Genomic DNA, 26214 nt, shown 5'->3' on the forward strand with positions numbered 1-26214 from the left:
ACGAGGTCCATGTCTTCCCAGTCTACCCTGCGGCCCACCCTGCGTCCCGTCATTCTCGCTGGCGGCTCCGGCACAAGGCTCTGGCCGCTCTCGCGCACGCGCCTGCCCAAGCAGTTGCTCGCCATCGCCGAGCCGCGCTCGATGCTGCAGGCCACGGTCGCCCGCACCCGCGCGCTGGCCAGCGCCGGCCTGCGTGCCCTGCCCCCGCTGATCATCGCTGGCGAGGCGCTCCGCCGTATGGTCAGCGCGCAGATGGATGAAGCCGGCCAGGTCATCGCCGCCCTGCTGCTCGAACCCGAAGGCCGCAACACAGCACCCGCCATCGCGCTGGCCGCACTCTGGGCCATGGACGCGCCCGACACGCCGCTGCTCATCATGCCCTCTGACCATGTCATCGGCCAGCCGGCCGCCTTCGCCCTCGCCGTCGCCACCGCCATGCCGGCCGCCGCTGCCGGCCAGCTCGTCACCTTCGGCATCACCCCCGAAACCCCGGAAACCGGCTACGGCTATATCGAAACCGGCCCTGAAACCGACCATCCCAAGGTCCACAAGGTCACCCGCTTCGTCGAAAAGCCCGACCTCGAAACCGCTCAGGCCTATGTCGCCGGCGGCCGCCATCTCTGGAACGGCGGCATCTTCCTTATCACGCCGCGAACTATCCTCGAGGAACTCGCCCGCCATGCCCCGGCCATTCTGGATGCCGCCCAAGAGGCGATGGCCAGCGCCCAGAGGGAAGGGTCCCAAATCCGCCCGGACGCCACCAGCTTCGCAACCGCGCCCGCCCTGTCAATCGATCACGCCGTAATGGAACACACCGACCGCGCTGCCGTTGTGCCCGTCGCCATGGAATGGTCCGATGTCGGCAGCTGGGATGCACTCTGGCAGATCAGCGAGCGCGATGCCCATGACAATGCCCTTGTCGGCGATGCCGTGCTCCACGATGTTCAGGGTTGCCTGATCCGCGTCGAGCCCGGCGCGCCTGCGGTTGCCGCGCTGGGCCTTGCAGACATGGTCATCGTGTCGATGGCCGACGCCATATTGGTCGCGCCGCGCGCCCGCGTGCAGGAGGTGAAGACGCTCGCCGACTCCGCGCAGGCGCTCGGCCGCGGCACCAGCCGGCTCGCCCATCACGACTGGGGCCTCGCCGAAACCCTCGATACCGGCCCAGGCCATACCGAGCAGCGCCTGCGCCTGAACCCCGGCGGCCAGACCCTTCTCGAAGGCCCGGTCCAGCTGATCGCCGTGGCCGGCCATGGCAGCGCCGACGGCCAGAGGCTTGCCGCTGGCGCCAGCCGCAACGTGTCCGCCGCCACCACGATCACACTGGCCAACGACAGCGATGCGCCCTGGCAGTTGATCGCCGTCCATTTCCACACGAGCCTGCCCGCATGACCCTCGCCCAGGATGCCGGCCTCGCCCGCGAAATTGCGCTCAGCGCCGGCAATCTGCTGCTCGGCTTGCGCAAGGATCATCGCCTGCAAGGCGGCGATCTCGGCAAGGCCGGCGATGCGCAGGCCAATGCCCTGATCCTCGAAGCCCTCGCCGCCGCAAGACCGCAAGACGCCGTGCTGTCCGAAGAATCCGCCGATGATCCCGCCCGGCTCCATGCCCGCCGCGTCTGGATCATCGACCCGCTCGACGGCACCCGCGAATTTTCCGAACGCCGCGATGATTTCGCCGTCCACATCGGCCTCGCCATCGACGGCAAGCCCGCCGTCGGCGCCGTGGCGCTGCCCGCCTGGGGCCGCTGCCACACCAGCCTCGCGCCGCCGCCGCTGCAGCCCGCCCAGTCGCCGCCGCGCCTGCTCGTCAGCCGCACCCGCCCGCCCGACATCGCCGCCCATGTCGCCAAAAGGCTGGGTGCCACACTGGTCCCCATGGGCAGCGCCGGCGCCAAGGCCATGGCCGTGCTCGAAGGCGAGGCCGAGCTTTATGTCCATGCCGGCGGCCAGTCGGAATGGGACAATCTCGCCCCCGTTGCCGTGGCGCTGGCCGCCGGCCTGCACTGCAGCCGCCTCGATGGCACCCCCATCAGCTACAACCAGCCCCGGCCGCTGGTCGATGATCTGCTGATCTGCCACCCCGGCCTGTCAGCCGCCCTCACCGCAGCACTCCGGTAAGAATGACCAGCCCAGGCCGCCCGCTCAGGGTTCTCACCTTCATCCACAGCTACAGCACCGGCGGCGTCGAGCGCATTGCGCTGCGCCTGTGCAGCGTCTGGACGCACGACCCTGCCCTCGACATTCGTCTCATTGTCGGGCGCGACAGCGGCCCGCTGCGCAATGAGGCCCCGCAAGGCCTCACCCGCCACATCGCCACCGCCGGCCCCATCGACACTGCGTCCTTCGAAAGCGCCTGGATGATCGCGGCGCTGCGCCGGCAAATCCTCCAGCAGCAGCCAGACGTCGTCTTCTGCCCGGGCAATGCCTACAGCATCGTCGCCGTGGCCATGAAGAAGCTGCTGGGGCGCCGCTGCCCGCCCATCGTGCTCAAGATCTCCAACGATCTCGAGCGCCCCGACATGCATCCGCTGGTCCGCCGCCTCTATTGGCGCTGGCTCAGGATCCAGGGTCGCACCCTCGACGCCTTCACCGCGCTGGCCCCGCCTATGGCCGATGAAATCACCAGCCGCCTCGGCGTCGCGCCAGCGCGCGTCACCGTGATCGAAGACCCGGCGCTCAGCGAGACCGACATCAAGGCGCTCGAAGCCATCGGCCACCGCCGCCAGCCCGCCGCCAAGGGCCGCCGCTATCTCGCCATCGGCCGTCTCGAACCGCAGAAGAACCTGCCCCTGCTGCTCAAGGCCTTCGCCCGCGCCGCCACCCCCGATGACCGGCTGACCATATTGGGCGAAGGCAGCGAACGCCCGCGCCTCGAAGCCATGATCGCCGAACTGGGGCTGCAGGCGAAGGTCGCCCTGCCCGGCCATGGCCAGGTGCCGCCCGCGCTGGCCACCCATGACGTTTTCGTGCTCTCGTCCGCCTATGAAGGCGTGCCTGCGGTGGTCATCGAGGCGCTGGCCGCCGGGCTGCCGGTCGTTGCCACCCGTTGCAGCGTCTCGATGCCAAGCCTCATCGGCCCCTTCGGCACGCTGGTTGCCAATTTCGATGAAGCCGCGCTCGCCGCCGCGATCAAGGCCCAGCCGCTGCTCAGCGCCGCCGCCCGCACCCGCGCCGCCGAGGCCATGCGCGCCTTCACCCTTGAGCGCGCGGCCAGCCGCTACACCGCACTGTTCGCCGCGATGGTGGCAAACAGTCCCGAAATTGCCATATTGCCCGACTAGTGCCCAACTCATTCGAAACGACAGGCGAGCCGCCCGTGCTATCAGCAAATGCCACTGTCAGGGCCGACCTCGCGGCCAATGCCGAGCCCGGCGTCCTCCCCGTCGCCAAACGGGACTGGACGTGGTGGCTCGGTGCGGCCATTTCCGTCGGCATTCTTGTCGCCGCGCTTTACCAGCTTCGTCTGGTCAATCTCGCCGAAGTCTCTGCCATGGTGCCAGCCTCACCGCTGTTCTGGCTCGCCTTTGCCGGGGCCTATTTCATTGGCCCGGCCGGGGACTGGCTGATTTTCCGTCGCCTCTGGTCGATCCCGGCTGCCGGCTTCGTCGCTCTCACCCGCAAGATGATCGGCAACGAGCTGCTGCTCGGCTATATCGGCGAAGTCTATTTCTACACTTGGGCGCGCCGGCGCACACATATGACATCCGCCCCCTTCGGCGCGATCAAGGATGTCGCCATCCTGTCCGCGCTCACCGGCAATGCCATCACGCTGGCCATGCTGGCGCTCGCCTTTCCCCTCATCGGCAGCCTCGAGTTCGGCATCCAGCCCTCCACCCTGCTCGGCTCGGTCGCGGTCGTCCTTGTCACCTCAAGCGCGCTCCTGTTTTTCGGCAAGCGCATCTTCAGCCTGCCCCGCCACGAGCTCTGGATTACGAGCGGCATCCATCTCGCGCGCATCCTCATCTATGCCGGCCTGAGCGCGCTGGCCTGGCATCTGGTCCTGCCGCAAGTCGCGCTCAGCTGGTGGATCCTGCTCTCTGCCAGCCGCCAGCTGCTGTCCCGCCTGCCGCTGATGCCCAACAAGGACATCGTCTTCGCCGGCCTCGCCGTCTTTCTGATCGGCCATGATGCCGAGATCGGCGCGCTGATGACCATGATGGCCAGCCTCACCCTCATCACCCATATCGGCCTTGGCCTGTTGCTCTCGGCCGGAGAAGCGGTTCGGTTCAAGCGTTGATCCGTCGCCTCGCCCTGCTGCCCATGGCCCTTTTGCTGGCCGCTGCCGACCTGCCAAAGGAAGGCGAGCCCGGTTATGTTCCCAGCACGCCCGACCTGGGCAAAGCTGAAGCCAAGTGCCGCCAGCCGGAATATGGCCCTGCCATCCTGATCACCGTCGATGGCCTCAAGGACCGCGAGGGCAATCTCAAGTCCGAACTCTACCCCTCCAACGACGATGATTTCCTCGCGGATGACAACAAGCTGGTCATGGCCGGCAAGACCTTCCGCCGCATCGAGGTGCCGGTCCCGCAAGCCGGCCCGGTCGAGCTGTGCATCCGCATCCCCGGCCCCGGCGCCTATTCGCTCATCCTGCTCCACGACCGGGACAGCAACCGCAAGTTCGGCCTCAGCTCCGATGGCGTCGGATTTCCCGGCAATCCGAAACTGGGCCTGTCGCGTCCCAAGTCCGCCGCCGCGCGCATCGAGGCCGGCAACGGCCTGACCCGCGTCTCGATCACCATGAATTACAGGCGCGGGCTGTTCAGCTTCGGCCCACTGAAACGCTGATGCACATCGTCGACATCTCGGCGCTCTATTCGCCCACAGGCGGGGGCATCCGCACCTACACGAGGCGCAAGCTGCAAACCGCCGCCAGCTTCGGCCACACCATGACGGTCGTCGCCCCCGGCGGCGCCGATGCGCAAGACGAAATCGCACCCGGCGCACGCCTCATCACCATCAAGTCCCCGCATTTCCCGCTCGACAAGAACTACAGCTATTTCGAAAGCGACGCGCTGATTCACCGCCTCCTCCACGAGCTGCGCCCCGATTTCATCGAAGCCTCCTCGCCCTGGGGCAGCAGCAGCGCCGTTGCCGAATGGCCCGGCACGGCCCCGCGCGCCCTCATCATGCATGCCGACCCGCTCACCGCCTGGGCCTATCGCTGGTTCGAGCGCGTGGCCCGGCGCGAAACCATCGACCGCGGCTTCGACTGGTTCTGGCGACACCTCCGCCGCATGGACACGAGCTACGACGCCATCATCTCGGCAAGCAGGAACCTCACCGACCGGCTGGTTGCCGGCGGCCTTTCCCGGGTCCAGACCATCCCGATGGGCGTCGAGCCAGGCTTCTTCTCGCCCAGCCTGCGTGATCCGGCGCTGCGGGCTCGTCTGCTGGCGCGCTGCAATCTGCCCGAAAGCGCCACATTGCTGGTCGGCGTGGGCCGTTTCAGCCCGGAAAAGCGCTGGCCGATGGTCATCGAAGGCGCCACCGCCGCCGGCTACCGGCGCCCGCTCGGCCTCGTCATCATCGGCGATGGCCATGCCCGCCGCCGGGTGGTGCGCGCCGCCGGCGACAATCCGCACATCCTGCTGCTCGCCCCGCTCAACGGCCGCGAGGAAATGGCCCGTGTCCTCGCCTCGGCTGATCTTCTCCTCCACGGTTCATCGGCCGAAACCTATGGCATGACCCCGGCCGAGGCCCGCGCCTCGGGCCTGCCGATCATCGTCCCCGATGACGGCGCCGCCATCGACCAGCTCCGGCCCGGCGCTGGCCTCGCCTATACCGCCGGCGACCCGGCCAGCGTTGCAGAAACCGTCGTCAAGGCCATCGACGATCTGCCAGCCTTGCGCGCAGGCGCCGTCGCCGACGCCGCCAATGTCGAGATCATGGACCGGCATTTCGAGGCGCTGTTCGCCCTTTACGAGCAGATCGCGGCCAATCCCGCCACGGCCCGCGCCGCCTGATCCGCGTTACACGCGTTCGATGATGATCGCCGGCGCCATGCCGCCAGCCGCGCACATCGTCACCAACCCGCGCCGCAGGTCACGCCGCTCCAGCTCGTCAAGCACGGTGCCGATCAGGATCGCCCCCGTTGCTCCGATCGGATGGCCCAGCGCAATCGACCCGCCGTTCACATTGACCTTGTCGCGGTCAAGCTTCAGGTCGCGGATGAACTTCTCAGCCACCACAGCAAAGGCCTCGTTGATCTCCCAAAGGTCAATATCGTCAACACCCAGACCGGCCTTGTCCAGAACCTTGCGCGCCGCCGGCACTGGTGCATTGAGCATCAGGGTCGGGCAATCGCCCATATTGGCCATCGCCACGATCCGCGCGCGCGGTTTCAGGCCATTGCGATCGGCATAGGCCTTCGACGTCAGCAACACGCCCGCGGCTCCGTCAACCACCCCTGACGAATTGCCGGCATGGTGAAAATGCTCGATCTTGAGATCGGGATAGCGCGCGTTGATCAAGCTACGAAAGGTCGTGCCGGCGCCGTCGAGCGGCATGTCGGCCAGCATCTGAAAGGCCGGCTTCAGCCCGGCCAGCCCTTCGGCCGTCGTTTCGGGTCGGGGATATTCCTCCCGGTCAAGCGCCACCGTACCGTCCTCGTTCAAAACCGGCACCACCGAGCGGGCGAACCGCCCTTCGGCAATCGCCGCCGCCGCCCGCTTCTGGCTTTCAAGGCCAAGCGCGTCGAGGTCGGCACGGGAAATCCCCTCCATGCTGGCAATCGCATCGCCACACACCCCCTGGTGCGACTGGGGGTGCAGCTCCTGCAGATGCATATTGCCCGAGCCCATCATCATCGGCGGCTTGCCCGCTGCCATGTCCTCGGCTGCCATCGCGCCCGTCAGGCTCATCATTTCGGTGCCGCCGGCGATCAGCGCATCTTCCATGCCGCTCATCACCTGTGCCGCCGCCAGATTGACCGCCGTAATACCGCCCCCGCAGAAGCGGTCCAGCGTCATGCCGCTGGCGCGAATGTCGAAGCCGGCATCAAGCGCTGCCATCCGCCCCAGATCCCCAGCCTGCGGTCCCCGCTGGCTGCTCGTCGACCAGATGATGTCATCGATGGTGCCGGTGTCGAGCCCGTTGCGGTCAGCCAGCGCGCGCATCACCGTGGCGGCGAGATGCTGCGGGTGCAGATGCGCCAGCGCGCCCTTGCCCACCTTGCCAATGCCGCGCGGCGTCCGCACCGCATCGATGATATACGCCTCAGCCATCACACGTCTCCCAGTTCAGCGCCTTGGTTTCGCACCAGTGGCGTTCGTGCGCAGCCCCCCAAAATCAGGGGCTGCCGGGACAATGTTACGGTTCTGCAATCACTCTTGCATTGAAATGCCCGCCATCAACGGGCAGTCACGTGCCTCATGCCTTTACGCCAAGCCATTTTGCCACGATGCGGCGTCAGGTCCGCGTGTCTTGTCGCGGTCGCAGCCAGCGCCCTCGCGATGCCGGCCACGGCCCAGCGTGCCTCCGAAAATATTCTGACGTCCGCCGGTGACGCCTTCGGGACCACCTTGGGACGGGACAATTTCGGCCTCTATTCCTCCAATAGCGTGCGCGGTTTCTCTCCCACTCAGGCCGGCAACAATCGCATCCTCGGCCTGTATTTCGACCAGCTCGGCGGTGTCACCCGCGCCATCCGGATCGGCAGCAGCATCAAGGTCGGCTTGTCCCAGCTCGACACCCCCTTCCCGGCCCCTACTGGCATCGTCGACAATAGTCTCCGCGTCCCCAGCAAGAAAGGCCTCGGCAGCGTCACTGCCGGCCTGCAGGAGAATTGGCGCGCCAATTTCGAGATCGAGAAGGAAATCTCCTTCTCCGACGACGCCGCCATCACCCTGGCCAGCGCCACCGAATATCGCAATATCGTCAATGGCGATCGGGGTCACTTCTGGGCGCTCGGCCTGACCGGGCGCTTCAACCCCACCGCCGACATTGAGATCATTCCCTTTGTCGGCAGCTTCACCCGTTACGAAAATTACAGCCCGCCGCGCTTCTTTACCCAGGATCGCCAGCGCCCGGTCCTTGAAGTCGATCGCAACCGCATCATCGGCCCCAGCTGGGCTGCTGACGGACAGACCGGCACCACCGGCGGCCTCATCACCCGCGCGCAAGTCACCGACAGCCTGAAGGTGGAACTCGGACTGTTCCGTGCCGTGCAAATCCGTCAGAATTCCCATTCCACGCTGGTCCAGAACATCGACGACCAGGGCATCGGCGACCGGATCATCGTCTCCGACCCACGCCAGCTGCGCACGTCATGGTCGGGTGAATTGCGCGTCGCCCAGCGTTTCACCACCGGGGATTTCGCCCACACGCTGCTCGCCTCGGTGCGCGGCCGTGAAGTCAACGCGCGCATTGGCGGTAACGCCCGTGTCAACCTCGGGCGCTTCCTCCTCAACGAACGTGTCGAAGTCGCCCGGCCAGATTTCGCCTATGGCCCGCTGACGTCCGACAAGGTGAGCCAGCGCATCTACGGCGTCGGCTACCAGGGCAAATGGGGCAGCATCGCCGAAGTCGCCGCAGGCGTGCAGTATAACGACTATGAAAAGCGCATCGACCAGCCCGGCCAGCCGCTGGTGGTGCTCACCGACGCGCCGGTCCAGTTCAACGGCGTCGCCGCCATCAACATCACCCGGAAATTCGCCGTCTATGCCGCCTTCACCCAGGGTCTTGAAGAAACGGCCAATCCCCCTCCCCAGGCGGTCAATCGCAACGAGCTGCTGCCCGCACAGCGGACCACCCAGATTGAAGCTGGCGTCCGCTATTCCTTGCCCGCAAACCTCACCCTCAATGCCGCAGCCTTCAAAATCGAGAAGCCGCTCATCGCGCTTGATGATACCAACGTTTTCCGGCCGCGCGGCACGATCATCCATCAGGGCCTGGAGGCTTCGCTCGCGGGCAGCCCCGTCCCCGGTCTCACCGTCCTGGCCGGCGGCCTTTATCTTGATGCCAGCAACGTCGGCGAAGAGGTCAATCTCGACCCTTCCGCCTGCATCGGCGGCGGCGGCGGTGGCGGCGGCGGCGGCGGCGGCGGCGGTGGTGGCTGCGGCCTCGGCCCGCGCGCAGTCAATCGCTCGCCCTTTTCCGGCCGGCTGGCGCTGAACTGGAGCCCCAATGCCGGCGACAGCCCCTGGTCGTTCGATCTGGTGGTCGAGGGCAACAGCGCGCAACAGGCCACGCGTGACAATCTGGTTCAGGGCATTGCCGGCCTCGATGTCACTACCGGCATGCGCTACCGGTTCAAGATCAGCAAGAATGCTGCGGTCATCCGCGTCGCTGTCAACAATCTGAGCAATACCTATCGCTGGGAAGTCGTCGGCGACGGCGCCTGGGCGCCAAACAACCCGCGCTCGGTCATCGCCTTCCTCACCGTCGACATCTGAAATCCCGCTGTCTCGGCCGGTTGGTGATCCCTACGGGACTCGAACCCGTGTTTTCGCCGTGAAAGGGCGGCAAATGCATGCTTTTCGATCCATCGCTGTTTGCCGAAAGATGAGATTCCCCTTGGTATTACGCTGAAACCTTCCACGCTTGTCCGCATGAATCCGGGAGCGTATATTAGGTAAGTGTTCGGTTGATTAGGTAAATTGGAGGCTGCGATGGCACGGGCGGTGCGGGATGCGAAGCTGGACACGCGGACAGCGCGGCAGAAGCTGGACGTTTCGTCAAAGCCGCATTGGCGTGTGGTGATCGAGGGTGGGCATATCGGTTATTACCGGGGTGCCCGGTGCGGGAAGTGGAAGGCGCGGTTTCGGGCGGTTGGCACGAAAGGTGGCTATAAGGAAACAACGCTGGGCGAGGCCGATGACGTGATGGATGCCAATGGCGAAACCATCCTGTCTTTTGCGCAGGCACAGGAAAAGGCGCGGGCATGGTTCATGGCTGCCAGCGGCGTGAAGCGCGGTGGGCCATACACGGTTGGGGATGCCCTGGATGACTATCTAGAGGGGTTTGAGGGCAAGTCTGTCTATCAAACTCGCAATCGCATTGACGTGCTGATCCGGCCGGCGCTGGGCAAGATCGAGCTGGCAAAGTTGACGGCCGATCAGATTTCCAAGTGGCACAAGGAACGCGCTGATTTGCCTGCCATGCTCCGGACGGCCAAACATCAGACGGATCATAACGTGCGGCTCACCAACACGCCCGATCGGGTGCGGCGCCGCCGTTCAACCGCCAATCGCGATCTGACAGTGCTGAAAGCCGCTCTGAATGCAGCCTTTCGGGCGGGCAAGGTCGGCAGCGATGCAGCTTGGCGGCAAGTAAAGCCGTTCAAAAAGGTAGAGGGCGTGCGCTTGCGCTATTTGTCGGATGCAGAAAGCCGCCGGCTGGTGAATGCAGCTGATCCCGAATTTCGCCCGATGATCATGGCAGCATTGTTGACAGGCGCGCGCTATGGCGACCTTTGCGGGGCGCTGGTGATGGACTTCGATGCAGCAGCAGGAACGCTGTTCCTGCCGGATGGCAAAGGCGGGCGCCGTCATGTCTATCTGTCAGACGAAGGGCAGGCATTTCTGAAACAAGCGGCAACCGGCAAGACGCCGGATCAGCATCTGTTCACTCATCCATCTGGCCGCGCGTGGCGCGCCAGCGAACAGGCGCGGCCACTCGATGAGGCGGTGCAGCGCGCCAAGCTGGACCGAGTGACCTTCCATGATTTGCGGCGCACCTATGGCGCCCGGCTGGCCTTGGCCGGCGTGCCGATGGCGGTGATTGCGGAAGCGATGGGCCATAAGGATGAGCGGGTCACCCGGCGGCACTATGCGCATCTCTCACCCAGTTACGTGGCCGATCAGGTGCGCCAGCATTCGGCAGGGCTCAAGATTGTTGAAGCGGGCAATGTAGCAAGCCTTGCCTGAGCAATTACTTGCGAACGGTAGCAAACTTGCACAGACTGAACTGATGGAGAATGACGAGTGGATTACCGCGTCGGATACGTTGCGATTGCTGGCCTCAAAGCACGTTAACGGGTCATGGCGGCAAACCATTTTTAGCCGCCTTCAGGAAGGGTTGATCAGGTCCAAAGCAGATACGTTTGTGCAAGGGAGCACGCAAAGCCGATCGCAAATGCTCGATGTGCGATTTTGGGGTCGCGGATCAAGCGACGTTTCTTCCCGCTGGGAGCCGGGAGATTTTGAGCGGCGCGTTTCCAGCGGGCATCTCGCCAAGGCTTTTGGTGTGTGTTTTGCGAAGGAAGATATTCTGGCGATGCTGGGAAGAGACGCCACGATGGATCAAAAACCTGCACCGGTGTCGAAACCAACGTCATCTACCTCAACCGCCCGTTCCAAGGGCGGCAGGCCGCACGAATTTGATCATTGGGAGGCAGCTGCAACTGTAGCGATCATGCTTTCTCGCAACCCAGAGCAGACCGGGCATCGCGGGCATCGAATGACACAAGCGTCTGTCGAAGCACTGCTGAAGGAAACATACACTAAAATCGGTCGGGTGCCGCAAGCCGATACGCTGCAAAAGGCGGCAAAGGGGATTTTAAGAGCACTCCAAAAAAATCAATGAGTAAAGGGGTTTCTCCCCCTTTATCTTGAGGTTTATCCCTGTTTGTCCGGCTACCGCGACCGGGCAATTGAAACCATCCTTTCTTCATCCGCAGCCGGCCGATGCTGGCCATGCGAAGATGGAGAAACGCCGATGGAACCCCTGAATGTCAGCATTGTTGAAGCCGCCCGTATCCTCGGGGTGGGCCGGTCCAAGGCCTATGAGTTGCTTGCCGCCGGGAAGCTGGAAGGCGTGAAGCTTGGCGCGCGAACGCTGGTTCGCGTGGCCAGCATCAAGGCCTTTTCGGACTCGCTGGACCGGGTGTCTTGAGACATGGCGGAAGCCGACCTCGTGCAAACTCAAATGCCAGCTGTGGCCAAGGCGCTGCTGGGTGAGCCTAAGGCCGCACTTTCCAGCGGGGGCGATTGGCGTTGGGGGCGCCGAGGATCGCTAAGTGTCGATCCCGTCCGAGGCCTGTGGTGGGACTTCGAGCGCGGCATGGGCGGCGGCGTCATCGACTTGGTGGTGCATGTCTTGCAATGCGACCGCCTGGCGGCTTGGCAATGGCTACGGCATTCCAAGCTGCCTGCCGTCCATTTTTCGCCAGTTTCGGCGGCCCGTGCCGATGACACGAATAAGCGCCGGGATCGTGCCTTGGCGCTTTGGCAAGAGGGCGATGCCCCAGCCGCAAGTCCGGTGGCGCATTATCTGGCGGACCGGGGCCTGTCCGGCATCCTGCAACATCCCGAATTGCGCCCGGCTATCCGCTTCCACCCGGAATGCCCCTACGAACGGCAGCGGGTGCCGGCCATGGTGGCGCTGCTGACGGCGATTTCTGACGGAAGGCCGATGGCTGTGCGGCGCACGGCGCTGGCGGCTGATGGGCATCGGCGGCTGGATGGGCAAGGCGCCAAGCTGCCTCACAAGGCGCTAGGGCCATGCACGGGCGCCGTGGTGCGTATTTCTGGGCCGGACGCGCCCAGCGGCGCGCTAGCCGTCTGCGAAGGCCTGGAAACCGGCCTGAGCCTGCTGGCGGCTGGCGTTTCACCGTTATGGGCCTGCCTGTCTGCCGGCACGATGCGAGGGCTGCCGGTGCTGCCGGGCGTTTCGCGGCTGCTGATCTTTGCCGATCATGATCCGCCGGGACTGGATGCAGCCCGAACCGTGGCGCGGCGCTGGACGGCGGCTGATCGTGCTGCCCTTGTCCGCTTTCCGGAAACGCCCGGCCATGACTTCAATGACGTTTGGCTGGAACAGTGCTGTGGCCACTAAAGCCACCATGCTGGCGCCCGGCCTGGGCGGATTTCAGGAGGACGCTGGAACCCCTGATCTTGTCACCATTTCGGCCGCCGAGCTTGCCGCGATGCAGTTTGCACCATTGCAATGGCCTGTGCCGGGCTTGCTGCCCGAAGGCTTGGCGTTGATCGGCGGGAAACCAAAGCTGGGCAAGAGTTTCATGGCGCTTGATCTGGCGCTGGCCGTGACTGGAGCAAAGAGGGCCATGGGCATCATCGCCTGCCAGCCGGGGCATGCGCTCTATTGTGCGCTGGAGGATTGCGAGCGGCGGTTGCAAACACGCATTGCCGCCATGATGCCAGCCGGCGCCCCGTTTCCCGAACGTCTTGATCTGGTGATCGAAATGAAGCGGCTGGGCGAAGGCGGGGAGGAACAGCTGGAACGCTGGCTCGATGCCCACCCCGATGCGCGATTGATCATCATCGATACCTGGCGGTGCATCAAGCCGGCCAGCGATGGCCGCAAGACTGGCTATGATGAAGATGCCGCCGGCATGCAGCGGTTGCACGCCATTGCCAAGCATCGGCCAGGCCTCTGCATCCTTGTTGTTCATCACACCCGCAAACAGGAGGCCGATGATCCAATGGACATGATCAGCGGCACCACGGGCTTAACTGGCGTGCCCGATACGCTGCTGGTGCTGGCAAGGCATGGCGAGGGCGCCCGGCTTGTGGCGGTGAGCCGGGAAATGGACGGCTATGACAAGGCCTTGAAGCGCAACCCGGACACGAACGGCTGGACCATCATTGGGGACGCCAAGCAACTGGCGGCAACTGCCGAACGGCAGGAAATCCTGGAGGCCCTTGAAGGTGCGCCAGCCGAAGGCCTGTCATCAAGAGATGTGGCAGATACGATAGGCAAATCGGAACCCACCGTGCGCCGAACGCTGAACCGGATGGCTAAGGCCGGCGAAGTGCAGCGGCTGAAGCGTGGCCGTTTCGCCTGTCCCAATGGTCCCAATGTCCCAAAGCCCAAAGCGGCGCCCAATGATGATTGGGACAATGGGACAGATGAGACAGGCCGTTTTGATCACGATGAAGAGGATGACTGACATGCCGAAGCCACCCGCCAAACCGAAGCCGCCCGCCGCCGATTCTCGCCCGGCGCCTACTGAGCGCGAACGGCTGGCCATTGCTGCTGCCTATGATCGATACCGCAAGCGCAAGCTGAACGTGCGGTTGCAGGCCAAGCAGGAAGGCAAAGCCCTGAGCATCGAAGCAGCCCACAATGATGAACAGGGCAGTTGGGTGATGGTGATGCAGGCCATGGGCAGTGCATCCAGCGAATTCAGCGAGGCCATGCTGATGCAGCTTTCACGGCTGGCGCGGCACAAGGATCAATCACTGGATGAAACCCGCCTGAATGCCATGCTCGCCGTGCTGGATGCGGCCCAGCCGGAAAGCGAGGTGGAGGCGATGCTGCTGATCCAGATGGCGGCGGCGCATGAACTGGCCATTGATCTGGCAGCCCGTGCCCGAACGGCTGATACTGTCCCCACCCTGGAAGCGCTTGGCGGCTTGTCTGTCCGCTACATGCGGGCCTTTGCCCTTCAGGCCGAGGCATTGGGCAAGCTGCGTCGTGGCGGGGAGCAACGGGTGAAGGTGGAGCATGTGCACGTGCATCCCGGCGGGCAGGCCATCGTGGGCGATGTGCACGCAGGGGGAGGGGGTGACGGGTTTTCCAAGGATCAACCCCATGCAAAGCCGGGCGCCCGGTGAAACAGTGCGGCGCACTCACGCGCGCAGGGAGGCCCTGCCGTTCGCCGGCCATGGCCAATGGCCGTTGCCGAATGCACGGCGGCACCTCGCCCGGTGCGCCGAAAGGAAATCGCAACGCCTGGAAGCATGGCCTGTATTCTGCGGAAACGGTTAGGCTACGGGCTTTGCTTAGGGCGCTACGGCAGGAATTGCCTGATACCCAGGGCAGGTGAAATCCTCCGAGGGTTCACAACGGGACACAGGCCCGGCTTGCTGGCAGACATGCCAATCCCCCTTTTTCGAGCCGTTTGGCTTGGCGCTGGCGGCGGGCGGTGGCAGATGTGGAGGCCTTGGAGAAAATGCTCAAATGCCGACCCTGACCTGGCTGACCCGTCTCAGAATTGACAGGATTTGGAACATTCTGGGCTGAAACCGCTTAGCCTGCCGAACAGGGCTGCTGGACAAAAGTCGCGATAGGCGGTGGACAGCGCGTCAACTGCGTTGTTTCCTGCTGGCGACCACGAAAGGCTTGGGGAAAACTCACAAATGGCAAACGGCAGCAGCAATACGAACTTTAGCGGACTTCATCTGGAAGAACGCCGACGACCTGTGGGGCAACTTCAAGCACACTGATTTCGGCAAGATCATTCTGCCGTTCACGCTATTGCGGCGCCTTGAGTGCGTGCTCGAACCGACCCGTGACGCCGTCCAGGATGCCCAGAAGACGATGGGGTCTCAGGGCATCAACATGGACATCGTGTTGCGCCAGATCACGGGTTACCCCTTCTACAACACGTCGAACTACAGCCTGTCGACACTGGGTGGCACGCGCACCCGGCAGAACCTCGAAGACTATATCGCCAATTTCAGCGACAACGCCCGGCGCATCTTCGAGCAATTTGACTTCACGAACACGATCGCCCGCATGGACAAGCAAGGCGTGCTCTATCGCATCACACAGAATTTCGCGGCGACGGACCTGCACCCGGATACCGTGCCGGACCGCGTGATGAGCAACATTTACGAGCACCTCATTCGCCGCTTCGGCGCCGAGGTGAACGAGGCGGCCGAAGATTTCATGACGCCCCGCGATGTGGTGCATCTCGCCATCGAACTGCTTCTCGACCCGGACGACGAAATGTTCATCAACAACCCAGGTCTGATCCGTACCATGTACGATCAGACGTGCGGCACCGGCGGCTTTCTGTCGGATGGCATGGAGCATGTCGACAACCTGCGGGATCGCTACAGCATCGCGCCGGTGATCGTGCCCTATGGCCAGGAATTGGAGCCAGAAACCCACGCCGTCTGCTTGGCCAGCATGCTGCTGAAGACCTTGGAGTTCTGATCCCGGCCGCGACCTCTCAAAGAACATCGCACTGGGCAGCACCCTGTCGGATGATAGGTTTGCCGGCGAGCGGTTTCACTACTGCGTGTCTAACCCGCCGTTCGGCAAGCCGTGGGAAATGGACAAGGATGTCGTCCAGCGCGAGCACAGCGAACAGAAGTTCGAGGGGCGCTTTGGTCCGAAGCTGCCGAGGATCAGCGACGGCTCGATGCTGTTTTTGCTGAACTTGGTCAGCAAGCTGGAACTGCCGGAAAGAGGTGGTGGCCGCGGCGCTATCGTCCTGTCGGGGTCCCCACTGTTCAACGGCAATGCCGGCCAAGGCGAGTCCGAAATCCGTCGCTATCTGCTGGAGAAGGATTTCGTCGAGGCAATCATCGCACTGCCGACGGAAATCTTCTTCCGAACTGGCATCGGCACCTACATTTGGCTGCTGTCGAACAAGAAACCGGCCCATCGTAAGGGCAAGGTGCAGCTGATCGATGCGACCGAGCTCCACACGTCGATGCGCAAGAGCGAGGGCAACAAGCGCCGCGAGATTTTGCCAGACCAGATTCGCGAGATCGTGAACATGTATGCGGCCTTCGAGCCGACCAAGCAGAGCCGCATCTTCGATTATCAGGAGTTCGGCTATCGCCGAATTAAGGTGCTCCGGCCCCTGCGCAAGAAGATCGTGATTTCGCAGGTGGGCATCGACACGCTCGTAGAGCAGACGGCATGGACCAAGCTGGACGAAGGCCAGAAGTCTGGCTGGCTTGACTGCTTCAAGGGTCTGCTGGGCACCGAGCACGAATGGCACTGGATCGAGAGCTGGGCGAAGAAGAAAGCCAAGGCCGATGATGACCTTGGCACGATCAATGCCACGCTCGTGCGGGCTTTCCAAAACGCCTTTGGCGTGCGGGATCCCGAGGTCGAGCCGGTCGTCGACAAGCACGGCGATGTCATTGCCGATGACGATCTGACCGACTTCGAGAACGTGCCGATGGGCGTGGATGTCCGCGATTACCTCGCCCAGGAAGTGCTGCCGCACGCCGAGGATGCCTGGATCTATGAGACCTATCGGGACGAGACCGATGGCGGGATCGGCGTCGTGGGTTATGAGATCAACTTCAATCGCTACTTCTACGAATATCAGCCGCCGCGTGATCTCGAACTGATCGACGCTGACCTGAAGGCGGTTGAAGCCGAGATTGCCGCGCTCCTCGCGGAGGTGACGGAATGAGCTTGATCGACACAGCTCGCCGCAAAAGGCAGACCGGTCTTTCTTGGGCGCCGGAGATACCTTCTGACTGGAACGTCCGCCGCGGCAAGTTTCTCTTCGAATTGCAGAAGCGGCCGGTTAAGGAAGAGGATGAAATCGTCACGGCTTTTCGTGACGGACAGGTTACTTTGAGGAAGAATCGCCGCATCGATGGTTTTACCAACGCGCTCAAGGAAACAGGATATCAACGTGTTCATGCTGGGGATTTGGTAATTCATGCCATGGATGCGTTTGCCGGCGCTGTCGGCGTGAGTGACTCCGACGGCAAATGTACTCCCGTCTATTCCTGCTGCATTCCGCGAGAAGGCGTCTCGGCGCATTTCTATGCTCGCATGATCCGCACAATGGCGTTGTCAGGGTTCATTGAGAGCCTAGCGAAGGGGATCAGGGAGCGCTCTACGGATTTCCGCTGGCGTGAGTTTGCTGAGCAACCATTGCCAGTGCCTCCGATTGACCAGCAACTGGAAATTACAGCCTTCCTCGACCGCGAAACCACCCGCATCGACGCGCTGATCGCCAAGAAGGAGCGCTTCATCGAGCTGCTGAAGGAGAAGCGCGCGGCTGACATCATTGATTGCATAAGCCCCAAGCCCGATTGGCAGATCTACCCCTTCTGGTCGTTGGCAACGCATAAATCGATCTCTGGGATGGCCGACGAAGGTCTTCTGTCGGTTTATCTCGACAGAGGGGTTATCCCATATTCCGAAGGGGGAGGTCTGGTTCATAAGCCTTCTGAGAGCCTCGAGAAGTATCAGCTCGTCGAGCCAGGCGATCTTGTTATGAACAATCAACAAGCGTGGCGGGGCTCTCTGGGCATTTCCCAGCATCGAGGCATTGTCAGCCCGGCGTATCTCGTGCTGGAACTCGATCGCAGCAAAATCAATCCGACGTTCGCCAACTATATGTTCCGGTCGAGGCCTTATGTTGAGAGGTTTATGTTGGCCTCTTTAAGCGTCGGTGACATTCAGCGTCAGATCAAGTGGCCGCACTTGAGGGTAATCCCAGTGAGCCTTCCATCGCTTGCTGAGCAAGAGCGTCTTGTCAGCAAGCTGGAGACTGAAGGTGTGCGGATTGCTCGCCTTACAGCCCAGACAGAGCGCAGCATTGATCTTCTACGCGAGAAGCGCGCCGCCCTGATCACCGCGGCTGTGACCGGCAAGATTGACGTGAGGAATGCCGCATGAGCAACTCTCATCACGAGAAGCACCTGGAAGCCTATATCGTCGACAGGCTGGCCGAGAATGGCTGGCTCGTGGGCAAGAGCGAGGCCTACGACCGCGATTATGCGCTCTACCCGGAGGATCTTGTGGGCTGGGTGCAGGACAGCCAGCCCAAGAAGTGGGATAAGCTGCTGTCGCTAAACGCCAACAACGTCGCCAGCGCCACGAAGGCCCTGATGACGCGTGTTGAGCAGGCCCTTGAGCAGAAAGGCACGGTCGAGGTCCTGCGGCGCGGCTTCGACATCGCAGGCTGTGGCCACATTGATGCCAGCGAGGCGGCCCCGGAAGACCAGCGCAACAAGGATGTGATCGCGCGCTATGCCGCCAATCGCCTGCGCGTAGTGCCACAGCTGCGCTACCATCCAGCCTATGACTACGAGATCGACCTGGCGCTGTTCATCAACGGTCTGCCAGTGGCGACGATCGAGCTGAAGACCGATTTCACGCAGTCGGTCGAGGCGGCGAAGGAGCAGTATCGTAACGACCGCCTACCGGTTGATCCCAAAACCAAGCGTAAGCTGGCCCTGCTGACCTTCAAGCGGGGTGCAGTTGTCCACTTCGCCATGTCGGACAGCGAAATCTGGATGACGACCAAGCTGGCCGGCGCAAACACGTTTTTCCTGCCCTTCAACAAGGGCCGTGACGGCAAGGCGGGCAATCCGCCGGGCCCGAACGGGGAATATCCGGTCTCCTATTTCTGGGCAGAAATTGCCCAGCGCGACGCTTGGCTACGGATCTTCCACAACTTCGTGTACGTGGAGAAGAAGAACGTCGTCGACCTGAAGGGCAAGTGGTCGACCAAGGAAACGCTGATCTTCCCGCGGTTCCACCAATGGTCGGCTGTCAACGCCATGATTGCCGATGCCAAGGCGAACGGGCCGGGTCAGGCTTATCTGTGCGAGCACAGCGCGGGGTCGGGGAAGACCTCGACGATCGCGTGGACGGCGCATGACCTCATCAAATTGCGCAAGGATGACGGCACGCCTGTTTTCAACTCGGCGATCATCGTCACCGATCGCACGGTGCTGGACGGCCAGCTGCAGGACGCGGTGAAGCAGATTGACCACCAGGTTGGCCTGATCGCGGCCATCGACCGGGAAACCTCGTCCAAGTCGAAGAGCCAGCAGCTAACCGAGGCCATGCTCAAGGGCACGCCGATCATCGTCGTGACGATCCAGACCTTCCCTTATGCGATGGAAGCGATCCTCACGGAGAGTTCGCTGAAAGACCGCAACTTTGCGGTGATCATCGACGAGGCGCACACCTCGCAGACCGGCACGACCGCTTCGAAGCTGCAGGCGACGCTGGCCATGACGTCGAAAAAGGCCATGGAGAGCATGACGGTCGAGGAACTGCTGACGCAGATCCAGTCGTCACGGGTGCGGCCGAAGAACGTCTCGCACTTCGCCTTCACGGCGACGCCGAAGCATTCCACGCTGATGCTGTTCGGGCGCCCGAAGGACCCGACGAAGCCGGCATCCGATGACAACCTACCAGTGTCATTCCATAAGTACCCGATGCGCCAGGCGATCGAGGAGGGTTTCATCCTTGACGTGCTGAAGGGCTATGTTTCGTACAAGACGGCCTTCAACCTGGGCAAGAAGATGGTCGATGCCAAGCGCGTCGACGGCAAGGCCGCCAAGCGCGCCCTAGCGAAGTGGATGCAGCTGCACCCGACGAACGTCACCCAAAAGGTGCAGTTCATCATGGAGCACTTCAGCCAGAATGTGGCGCACCTGCTGGACGGGAAGGCGAAGGCCATGGTCGTTACGAGTTCGCGGGCGGCTGCGGTGCGGTACAAGAAGGGCTTCGACGCCTTCATCGCAGCGAACCCCGAGTTCAAGGACATTCGCGCCCTGGTGGCGTTCTCCGGGCAGCTGACCGGCAAGGATGTTGCGCATTCTGATGATGACCAGCTGGCGGGCGACGTGTTCATCGCCGATCCTGACGAGCAATATAGCGAAGACACCATGAACCCCCAGGTGAAGGGGCAAGACCTGCGGGTCGCCTTCGATCGCCCTGAGTATCGGGTGATGCTGGTCGCCAACAAGTTCCAGACTGGCTTTGACCAGCCCAAGCTGGTGGCGATGTACGTCGACAAGAAGATCGCGAATGCCGTGGATATCGTTCAGACGCTTTCACGGCTGAACCGCACGTTCCCGGGCAAGGATCAGACCTTCGTGGTCGACTTTGTGAATGATCCGGAGGTGGTTCGCGCCGCGTTTGGGCTCTACGATGACGGGGCCGAAATCGAGGCCGTTCAGGATCCGAACATCATCTATGAGATTAAGCATCGTCTCGACCAGGCCGGCATCTACGATTTCACGCACCTAGAGTCCTTCAAGGCAGCTAGGTTCAAGGCGGTGAAGAGCATCACCGGCGCCAAGGAACCGGAGCACAAGGAGCTCTTTGCAGCGACGCAGGAACCGACCGACCGCTACAATGATCGGCTTAAGGTGCAGCGCCAGATCGTCCACGACGCGGAAGCCAAGTTCCAGACGTGCAAGAACGGCGGCGACGAAGACGGCATGAACGCTGCCGATCATGTGCGAAGCGAAGCAGCCGACGAAATCGCGGTGCTCATCGATTTCAAATCAAGCCTTGGGCGCTTTGTGCGCAGCTACAGCTACATCGCCCAGCTGATCGACCTTGGTGATCCTGACCTGGAGAATTTTGCGGCCTTCGCCAAGCTGCTCGGGAACAGGCTTGACGGCGTAGCGCCGGAGAATGTTGACCTCACGGGCCTTTTGCTATCCGGCTACGAGATCAAGAAGAACGACAGCATCGTCGACCCGCATGACGCGCCTGATGAACCCATCCTGCAGCCGATGGGCGCAGGCGGCGGCGAGCCTAGCACAGCGCCGAAGCCGGCTTATCTCATGGAGATCATCGAACGGCTGAATAAGCTATTCGGCGACGCTGCGCCGACAAAGGACCAGGCGCAGTTCGTCAACCACGTGCTATCCATCACACGCGAGAACAAGGTGGTGATGGCGCAGGTCGGAAACGCAGACAAAGAGTTGGCGCTGAAAGGAAATCTGCCCGGTGCCGTTCAGAACGCGGTCGTTCGCGCAATGGCATCCAACAACGCGCTCGCTGCGCTGCTCATGAAGAACGACCGTCAGGCCATGAGCATTCTGACGAACCTGATTTACGACCTGCTCAAGACCGGGAAAGGCTTCGAACTCGATGAACTAGATTAATCGCACAGGATAGCGCCAGCGCCGCCTGTACCTGATCACGAAGATCACACCAATCATGATTCGTCGATTATCGACGCGCGAGATCTGATGCGATAGCGGTCACCTGAGACTTAATCCAGTGCAACTGCGCCTCGCTCAACAACCACAGCTCACATAGCGGGGGCGCCTCCCCGACTTCGCCATTGGTTCAATCGATCACATTTAGGGCAAACTTTTCAATGGTCGTGAGCCTAGTTGTGAGCCAGAGTCGTTGGGCAGACACGGCATGAAGGCGTCAAACGAAACGTCTCGGGGCAGTTCGATCACGTTCGGGGGCGCATATTCGGCACTCGTTAGGCAAATTGCCAAAACCGGCCTCACCGACAAGCGCAACCTTTTCAAAAGGTTGGTGATCCCTACGGGACTCGAACCCGTGTTTTCGCCGTGAAAGGGCGACGTCCTAGACCGCTAGACGAAGGGACCATCAGCGGGAAGCGGCTGGCTATAGGGGCAGGGCCCTTCCGTCAAGGGGGCGAATTGGAATCCCTTGGCCTGTCAGGCATATTCGTCGTCGTCCGGCAGCAACGCACTCAGACGAAGGCCAGGTCATCCAGCTCGATCTGTGGCTGCGGCTGGTTACCCCAATCGTCCCGCCCCAGCCGCCCCGCAACATGGAACAGCCGCTGGCCCGCGCCCATCAGCGCTGCGCCCAGCGCCGTTTCCGCCTGCCGAAACGCGATCGTCTTGATCCGCGCGCCGTCAACGCCCGCCAGCACGGCACGGACATGGTTTTCGCCCACGATGCGCACATCCACTGTCCGCCAGGGCCCGGACACCAGCCGCGGCGCCGCCCAGCCCTGCCCATAAGGCCCCGCCAACTCCAGCGCCTCGTGCAGATGCAGGTCCATGCCACGCGGCCCGATCGCCGCATCAATCGAAAGCTGCCGCGCTGCCGTCACAAGGTCCACGTCAGCCGCCATGCGCTCGGCCAGAAATACGGCCAGCGCCGGTACCTGGTCCGCTGCGAGCGTCACCCCGGCCGCCATCGCATGCCCACCGCCTGCCATCAAAAGGCCGGCATCCTTGGCCGCCAGCACGGCAGCGCCCAGATCAACACCCGCAAGGCTCCGGCCCGAACCCTTGGCCACGCCGTCCTCTCCAATGGCAATCACCAGCGCCGGCCGGTGCAGCCGCTCCTTCACCCGCGCCGCGACGATGCCGATCACGCCCGGATGCCAGCCGCGACCGGCCACCACCGCGACCGGGCCGTCGGGCAGCGCGCGCGCCAGCGCCAGCGCCTCGTCGGTCACCGCCTGCTCAATGGCCTTGCGCTCGCCGTTCAGCCGGTCCAGCTCGGCTGCAAGCGCAGCAGCCTCATGACCATCCTCGGTCGTCAACAGCCGCACCCCGAGGTCAGCCGCCCCCACCCGCCCGCCGGCATTCACCCGCGGCCCCAGCGCAAACCCCAGATCACGCGCCAGCGGCGGCCGCGTCACCCCGCCCACATCGAGCAGAGCCGCAATGCCGAGGTTGCGCCGCTGCCGCATCACCTTCAGCCCCTGCGCGACAAAGGCACGGTTAAGCCCCGTCAGCGGCGCCACATCGGCGACCGTGCCCAGCGCCACAAGGTCCAACAGCCCCATCAGCTGCGGCTCGGCGCGCGCCGCAAACCAGCCGCGCGCCCGCAACACGCGATTGGTCGCCGCCGCCAAAAGAAACGCCAGCCCAACCGCCGCCAGATGCCCGAATGTGGCCGCCTCAGGCGTTTCATCAAGCCGATTGGGGTTGACCAGCGCCAGGGCCGGCGGAAGCGCTGTCGCGGCCTTGTGGTGGTCCACCACGATCACCTCAAGGCCGACATCGCGCGCCGCCTCGAGCGCGGCAAAGCCCTGGGTTCCACAGTCGACAGCAATCACAAGGTCCGCCCCGCGCGCCTTCAGCGCCACAAGCGCGTCCGCCGAAGGTCCATAGCCCTCCAGCAGCCGGTCGGGAATGTAATGACCCGCCACCAGCCCGACGCTGCGCAAGAACCGGATCAACACGGCGGCCGACGTCGCTCCATCGACATCATAATCGCCGAAAATCACCACCGACTGCTGCTTCCCGATAGCATCCGCCAGCCGCTCAGCCGCAATATCCATATCCAGAAAGCCGCTCGGGTCCGGCATCCAGGCCCGCAGCGTCGGCGCCTTCAAGCGTTCGAAATCCGCGTTCGAGGCGCCGCGCGCCCGAAACAGCTGCCGCAGCAGGTCATCAGCGTCGCGCCCGTCAAGCGTATCGCCGGGCATCTGCCCGCCGCGCCAGACCCAGCGGCTTCCAGAAACCGAGGACTCGACCCCGAGAACGGCCGGCGAAACCATTCAGCCGCGGCGCTGGGTGAACACCCGCCTGACCGTCCCAGAAGACGCGCGCATCACCACACTCTCGATCGTCACGCTGCCATCGCGCCGCCGCTTCACGCCCTTCAGCAGCGACCCGTCGGTGACGCCGGTGGCAGCAAAGATCACGTCGCCGCGCGCCAGATCCGACAGGGTGTAGATGCGGTTCAGATCCTCGACCCCCCAGCGCCGCGCCCGCGCCCGTTCATCCTCGTTCCGAAACAACAGCCGCCCCTGCAACTGACCGCCCACACAGCGCAGCGCCGCCGCCGCCAGCACCCCCTCGGGCGCCCCACCGGAGCCCATATACAGGTCGATGCCCGTATCCGGATCAGTCGTGGCGATCACAGCGGCCACATCACCGTCCGGAATCAACTGGATACCGCAACCAAGCGTGCGCAGTTCTGCAATCAGCGCCTGATGCCGCGGCCGGTCCAGCACACACACCATCAGATCTCCCGGCGCGCACCCCTTGGCTGCCGCCACCGCTGCCACATTCTCGCTCGGCGTCTTGGCCAAGTCGATCACGCCCTCGGGATAGCCCGGCCCCACGGCGATCTTGTCCATATAGACGTCGGGCGCATTGAGCAGGCAGCCCTGCTCGGCGATGGCCAGCACAGCGAGCGCATTGGGCCCGGCCTTGGCCGTGATCGTCGTGCCTTCCAGCGGATCGAGCGCGATATCGATCTTCGGCCCGATTCCCTTGCCCACCTTCTCACCGATATACAGCATCGGTGCTTCATCACGCTCGCCTTCGCCGATCACGACCGTGCCCTCGAAGTCAAGTTCATTGAACGCCAGCCGCATAGCCTCGACCGCCGCCGCATCAGCCGCCTTCTCATCGCCGCGGCCGATCATCCGCGATGCCGCCACCGCTGCGGCCTCGGTCACACGCACCATTTCCAGCACCAGCAAACGGTCAAGGATCGAAGAACGCTGCGTCACCATCGAATCATATCTTTCGAACTATCAGGGGTCGGCAGGCGTCTAGGCCGATTGGCCCGCGCAGAAAAGGGCCTCGGCGCATCCAGCTCAGAAATCGAGAATATGCATCATCACCGGCGCACCGTGCACCGACCCGCTCGCCGCCATTGCTGCAAGACTGGCCGCCATCGCCGCCTCGGCTGTGACATGCGTCACCATCACCAGACTCGCCAGTCCCTCGCCCGCATGCGGTCGCTGGATCAGGCTCTCGATCGAGACTCCCTGATCACGTAGGATCGCCGTCAGCTCCGCCAGCACCCCAGGCCGGTCCGCCACGCTCAGCCGCACATAGAAGCGCGCCTCCCGCGCCGCGCCGTCATCATTGGCAAGTGCCGTCAGCGCCGCCACCGGCATGCCAAAAGGCAACCCGCCGCGCCCCAGCGCCACGTCGATCACATCAGCCAGCACCGCGCTCGCCGTCGGCCCCTCGCCGGCGCCGGCGCCTTGCAAGAACAAGCGGCCCACAGGGTCAGCCTCGATGACCACTGCATTCAGCGCGCCGCCGGTCGTCGCCAGAGGATGATCGCGCGCCACCAGCGCCGGATGCACCCGCTGAAACAGCTTTCCATCCCGCGCTTCCGCCAGACCGACCAGCTTGATCCGGAAGCCGAGCGAGGCCGCCTGCTCGATATCGGCCTTGTCGATAGCCCTGATCCCCACGGTCGCAACCGCATCGAAATCGGGCGTCGTGCCAAAGGCCAGTGCGGCCAGCAGCGCCAGCTTGTGCGCCGTGTCGATGCCGTCAACATCAAAACTCGGATCAGCCTCGGCAAAGCCCGCCGCCTGCGCGTCGGCCAGAACCGTGGCAAAATCCAGCCCCTCGCTCTCCATCCGGCTGAGCACATAATTGCAGGTGCCGTTTAAAAGGCCATAAACCCGCGCCACGCCATTGGCCGCCGCCCCCTCGCGCAGCGCCTTCAAAACCGGAATCCCGCCCGCCACGGCCGCTTCGAACAGCAGCGGCTGGCCATGGGCCTCAGCCAGCGTGGCCAGCGCCCGGCCATGGCGCGCCACCAAGGCCTTGTTGGCCGTCACCAGCGGCTTACCGGCCGCCAGCGTGCGCTCGGCGAGCGCCAGCGCCGTCCCCTCGGAGCCACCGATCAGCTCGACAACGACATCGACCTCGGGATGATCGGCCAAGGCGGCCGTATCCTCGACCCAGGCATAGGGCGAAAGATCTACACCCCGGTCGCGCCCACGCTCCCGCGCCGAAACTGCAGTCACCACGATCTTCTGCCCGGCGCGCCGAGCAATCAAATCGCCATGCGCTGCCAGCGTGCGAATGACGCCCAAACCAACGGTTCCCAGCCCGGCCACGCCGATGCGCAATACGCCTTCAGTCATGTC

At 63.5% G+C, this 26214-nt stretch carries 22 protein-coding genes and 2 tRNA genes; 18 read left to right on the top strand and 6 right to left on the bottom strand.

Features of this window, described 5'->3' with window-relative positions; genetic code table 11:
- The first annotated feature begins 9 nt into the window (after nt 1-9).
- The 6 genes from ACMVO5_RS06020 to ACMVO5_RS06045 are packed head-to-tail and all read left to right on the top strand — an operon-like array spanning nt 10 to nt 5965.
- Nucleotides 10-1392: a mannose-1-phosphate guanylyltransferase/mannose-6-phosphate isomerase gene (locus ACMVO5_RS06020; protein ID WP_416909151.1), complete on the top strand. Its 1383-nt coding sequence runs from the start codon at nt 10-12 to the stop codon at nt 1390-1392.
- Nucleotides 1389-2120, top strand: a complete 732-nt coding sequence (locus tag ACMVO5_RS06025) for a 3'(2'),5'-bisphosphate nucleotidase CysQ (protein WP_416909152.1) — start codon at nt 1389-1391, stop codon at nt 2118-2120. The genes ACMVO5_RS06020 and ACMVO5_RS06025 overlap by 4 nt, the downstream gene beginning before the upstream one ends.
- A 2-nt stretch (nt 2121-2122) precedes the next feature.
- Nucleotides 2123-3283 (top strand): glycosyltransferase, encoded by a 1161-nt coding sequence (locus tag ACMVO5_RS06030; RefSeq protein ID WP_416909153.1) that lies wholly within the window; start codon nt 2123-2125, stop codon nt 3281-3283.
- Between the two features lie 35 nt (nt 3284-3318).
- Entirely contained in the window at nt 3319-4239 is a 921-nt protein-coding gene (locus ACMVO5_RS06035; protein ID WP_416909154.1) for a hypothetical protein, read from the top strand.
- 23 nt (nt 4240-4262) lie between these two features.
- Entirely contained in the window at nt 4263-4787 is a 525-nt protein-coding gene (locus tag ACMVO5_RS06040; protein ID WP_416909155.1) for a DUF2141 domain-containing protein, read from the top strand.
- Nucleotides 4787-5965: a glycosyltransferase gene (locus tag ACMVO5_RS06045; protein ID WP_416909156.1), complete on the top strand. Its 1179-nt coding sequence runs from the start codon at nt 4787-4789 to the stop codon at nt 5963-5965. Before ACMVO5_RS06040 ends, ACMVO5_RS06045 begins: the two co-directional genes overlap by 1 nt.
- A 6-nt stretch (nt 5966-5971) precedes the next feature.
- Here the strand turns inward: ACMVO5_RS06045 and ACMVO5_RS06050 are convergent, their stop codons facing one another.
- Complete coding sequence (locus ACMVO5_RS06050) at nt 5972-7225, bottom strand: acetyl-CoA C-acetyltransferase (protein WP_416909157.1); 1254 nt, start codon at nt 7223-7225, stop codon at nt 5972-5974.
- A 228-nt stretch (nt 7226-7453) separates the two neighbouring features.
- Between ACMVO5_RS06050 and ACMVO5_RS06055 the strand changes: the two genes are divergently transcribed.
- Complete coding sequence (locus ACMVO5_RS06055) at nt 7454-9394, top strand: hypothetical protein (protein ID WP_416909158.1); 1941 nt, start codon at nt 7454-7456, stop codon at nt 9392-9394.
- Between the two features lie 21 nt (nt 9395-9415).
- On the opposite strand, the gene ACMVO5_RS06060 is transcribed toward ACMVO5_RS06055, so the two are convergent.
- A tRNA-Glu gene (locus tag ACMVO5_RS06060) sits at nt 9416-9484 on the bottom strand.
- Between the two features lie 126 nt (nt 9485-9610).
- Here ACMVO5_RS06060 and ACMVO5_RS06065 point away from each other — a divergent pair.
- The 11 genes from ACMVO5_RS06065 to ACMVO5_RS06115 all read left to right on the top strand — a co-directional run bounded on the left by ACMVO5_RS06065 (nt 9611) and on the right by ACMVO5_RS06115 (nt 21526).
- Complete coding sequence (locus ACMVO5_RS06065; RefSeq protein WP_416909159.1) at nt 9611-10867, top strand: tyrosine-type recombinase/integrase; 1257 nt, start codon at nt 9611-9613, stop codon at nt 10865-10867.
- A gap of 43 nt (nt 10868-10910) precedes the next feature.
- Nucleotides 10911-11525, top strand: coding sequence for a hypothetical protein (locus ACMVO5_RS06070; protein WP_416909160.1), 615 nt, complete (start codon nt 10911-10913; stop codon nt 11523-11525).
- Between the two features lie 132 nt (nt 11526-11657).
- On the top strand, nt 11658-11834 hold the full coding sequence (locus ACMVO5_RS06075; protein WP_416909161.1) for a helix-turn-helix domain-containing protein: 177 nt from the start codon (nt 11658-11660) through the stop codon (nt 11832-11834).
- A 324-nt stretch (nt 11835-12158) separates the two neighbouring features.
- A complete protein-coding gene (locus ACMVO5_RS06080; protein ID WP_416909162.1) occupies nt 12159-12776 on the top strand; it encodes a DUF7146 domain-containing protein in 618 nt (205 codons plus the stop codon).
- Nucleotides 12777-12867: 91 nt separating this feature from the next.
- Nucleotides 12868-13851, top strand: a complete 984-nt coding sequence (locus tag ACMVO5_RS06085; protein ID WP_416909318.1) for an AAA family ATPase — start codon at nt 12868-12870, stop codon at nt 13849-13851.
- A gap of 1 nt (nt 13852) precedes the next feature.
- Nucleotides 13853-14518, top strand: a complete 666-nt coding sequence (locus tag ACMVO5_RS06090) for a hypothetical protein (protein ID WP_416909163.1) — start codon at nt 13853-13855, stop codon at nt 14516-14518.
- Nucleotides 14515-14730 (top strand): HGGxSTG domain-containing protein, encoded by a 216-nt coding sequence (locus ACMVO5_RS06095; RefSeq protein WP_416909164.1) that lies wholly within the window; start codon nt 14515-14517, stop codon nt 14728-14730. Before ACMVO5_RS06090 ends, ACMVO5_RS06095 begins: the two co-directional genes overlap by 4 nt.
- Before the next feature lie 296 nt (nt 14731-15026).
- A complete protein-coding gene (locus ACMVO5_RS06100) occupies nt 15027-15845 on the top strand; it encodes a type I restriction-modification system subunit M N-terminal domain-containing protein (protein WP_416909165.1) in 819 nt (272 codons plus the stop codon).
- Between the two features lie 43 nt (nt 15846-15888).
- Entirely contained in the window at nt 15889-17064 is a 1176-nt protein-coding gene (locus ACMVO5_RS06105; RefSeq protein ID WP_416909319.1) for an HsdM family class I SAM-dependent methyltransferase, read from the top strand.
- Nucleotides 17061-18287 (top strand): hypothetical protein, encoded by a 1227-nt coding sequence (locus tag ACMVO5_RS06110; protein ID WP_416909166.1) that lies wholly within the window; start codon nt 17061-17063, stop codon nt 18285-18287. The genes ACMVO5_RS06105 and ACMVO5_RS06110 overlap by 4 nt, the downstream gene beginning before the upstream one ends.
- Nucleotides 18284-21526 carry a type I restriction endonuclease subunit R gene (locus tag ACMVO5_RS06115; protein ID WP_416909167.1) on the top strand — a complete coding sequence of 1081 codons (3243 nt, stop codon included), beginning with the start codon at nt 18284-18286 and terminating at the stop codon, nt 21524-21526. The genes ACMVO5_RS06110 and ACMVO5_RS06115 overlap by 4 nt, the downstream gene beginning before the upstream one ends.
- A gap of 386 nt (nt 21527-21912) precedes the next feature.
- On the opposite strand, the gene ACMVO5_RS06120 is transcribed toward ACMVO5_RS06115, so the two are convergent.
- The 4 genes from ACMVO5_RS06120 to ACMVO5_RS06135 all read right to left on the bottom strand — a co-directional run bounded on the left by ACMVO5_RS06120 (nt 21913) and on the right by ACMVO5_RS06135 (nt 26211).
- A tRNA-Glu gene (locus ACMVO5_RS06120) sits at nt 21913-21988 on the bottom strand.
- Between the two features lie 107 nt (nt 21989-22095).
- Nucleotides 22096-23865 (bottom strand): single-stranded-DNA-specific exonuclease RecJ, encoded by a 1770-nt coding sequence (gene recJ / locus ACMVO5_RS06125; RefSeq protein ID WP_416909168.1) that lies wholly within the window; start codon nt 23863-23865, stop codon nt 22096-22098.
- Nucleotides 23866-24831, bottom strand: coding sequence for a class II fructose-bisphosphatase (glpX, locus tag ACMVO5_RS06130; RefSeq protein WP_416909169.1), 966 nt, complete (start codon nt 24829-24831; stop codon nt 23866-23868).
- 84 nt (nt 24832-24915) lie between these two features.
- Entirely contained in the window at nt 24916-26211 is a 1296-nt protein-coding gene (locus tag ACMVO5_RS06135; protein WP_416909170.1) for a homoserine dehydrogenase, read from the bottom strand.
- Between the last annotated feature and the right edge of the window lie 3 nt (nt 26212-26214).

The sequence above is a fragment of the Polymorphobacter sp. genome (assembly GCF_048007885.1).
Lineage (GTDB): Bacteria > Pseudomonadota > Alphaproteobacteria > Sphingomonadales > Sphingomonadaceae > Sandarakinorhabdus.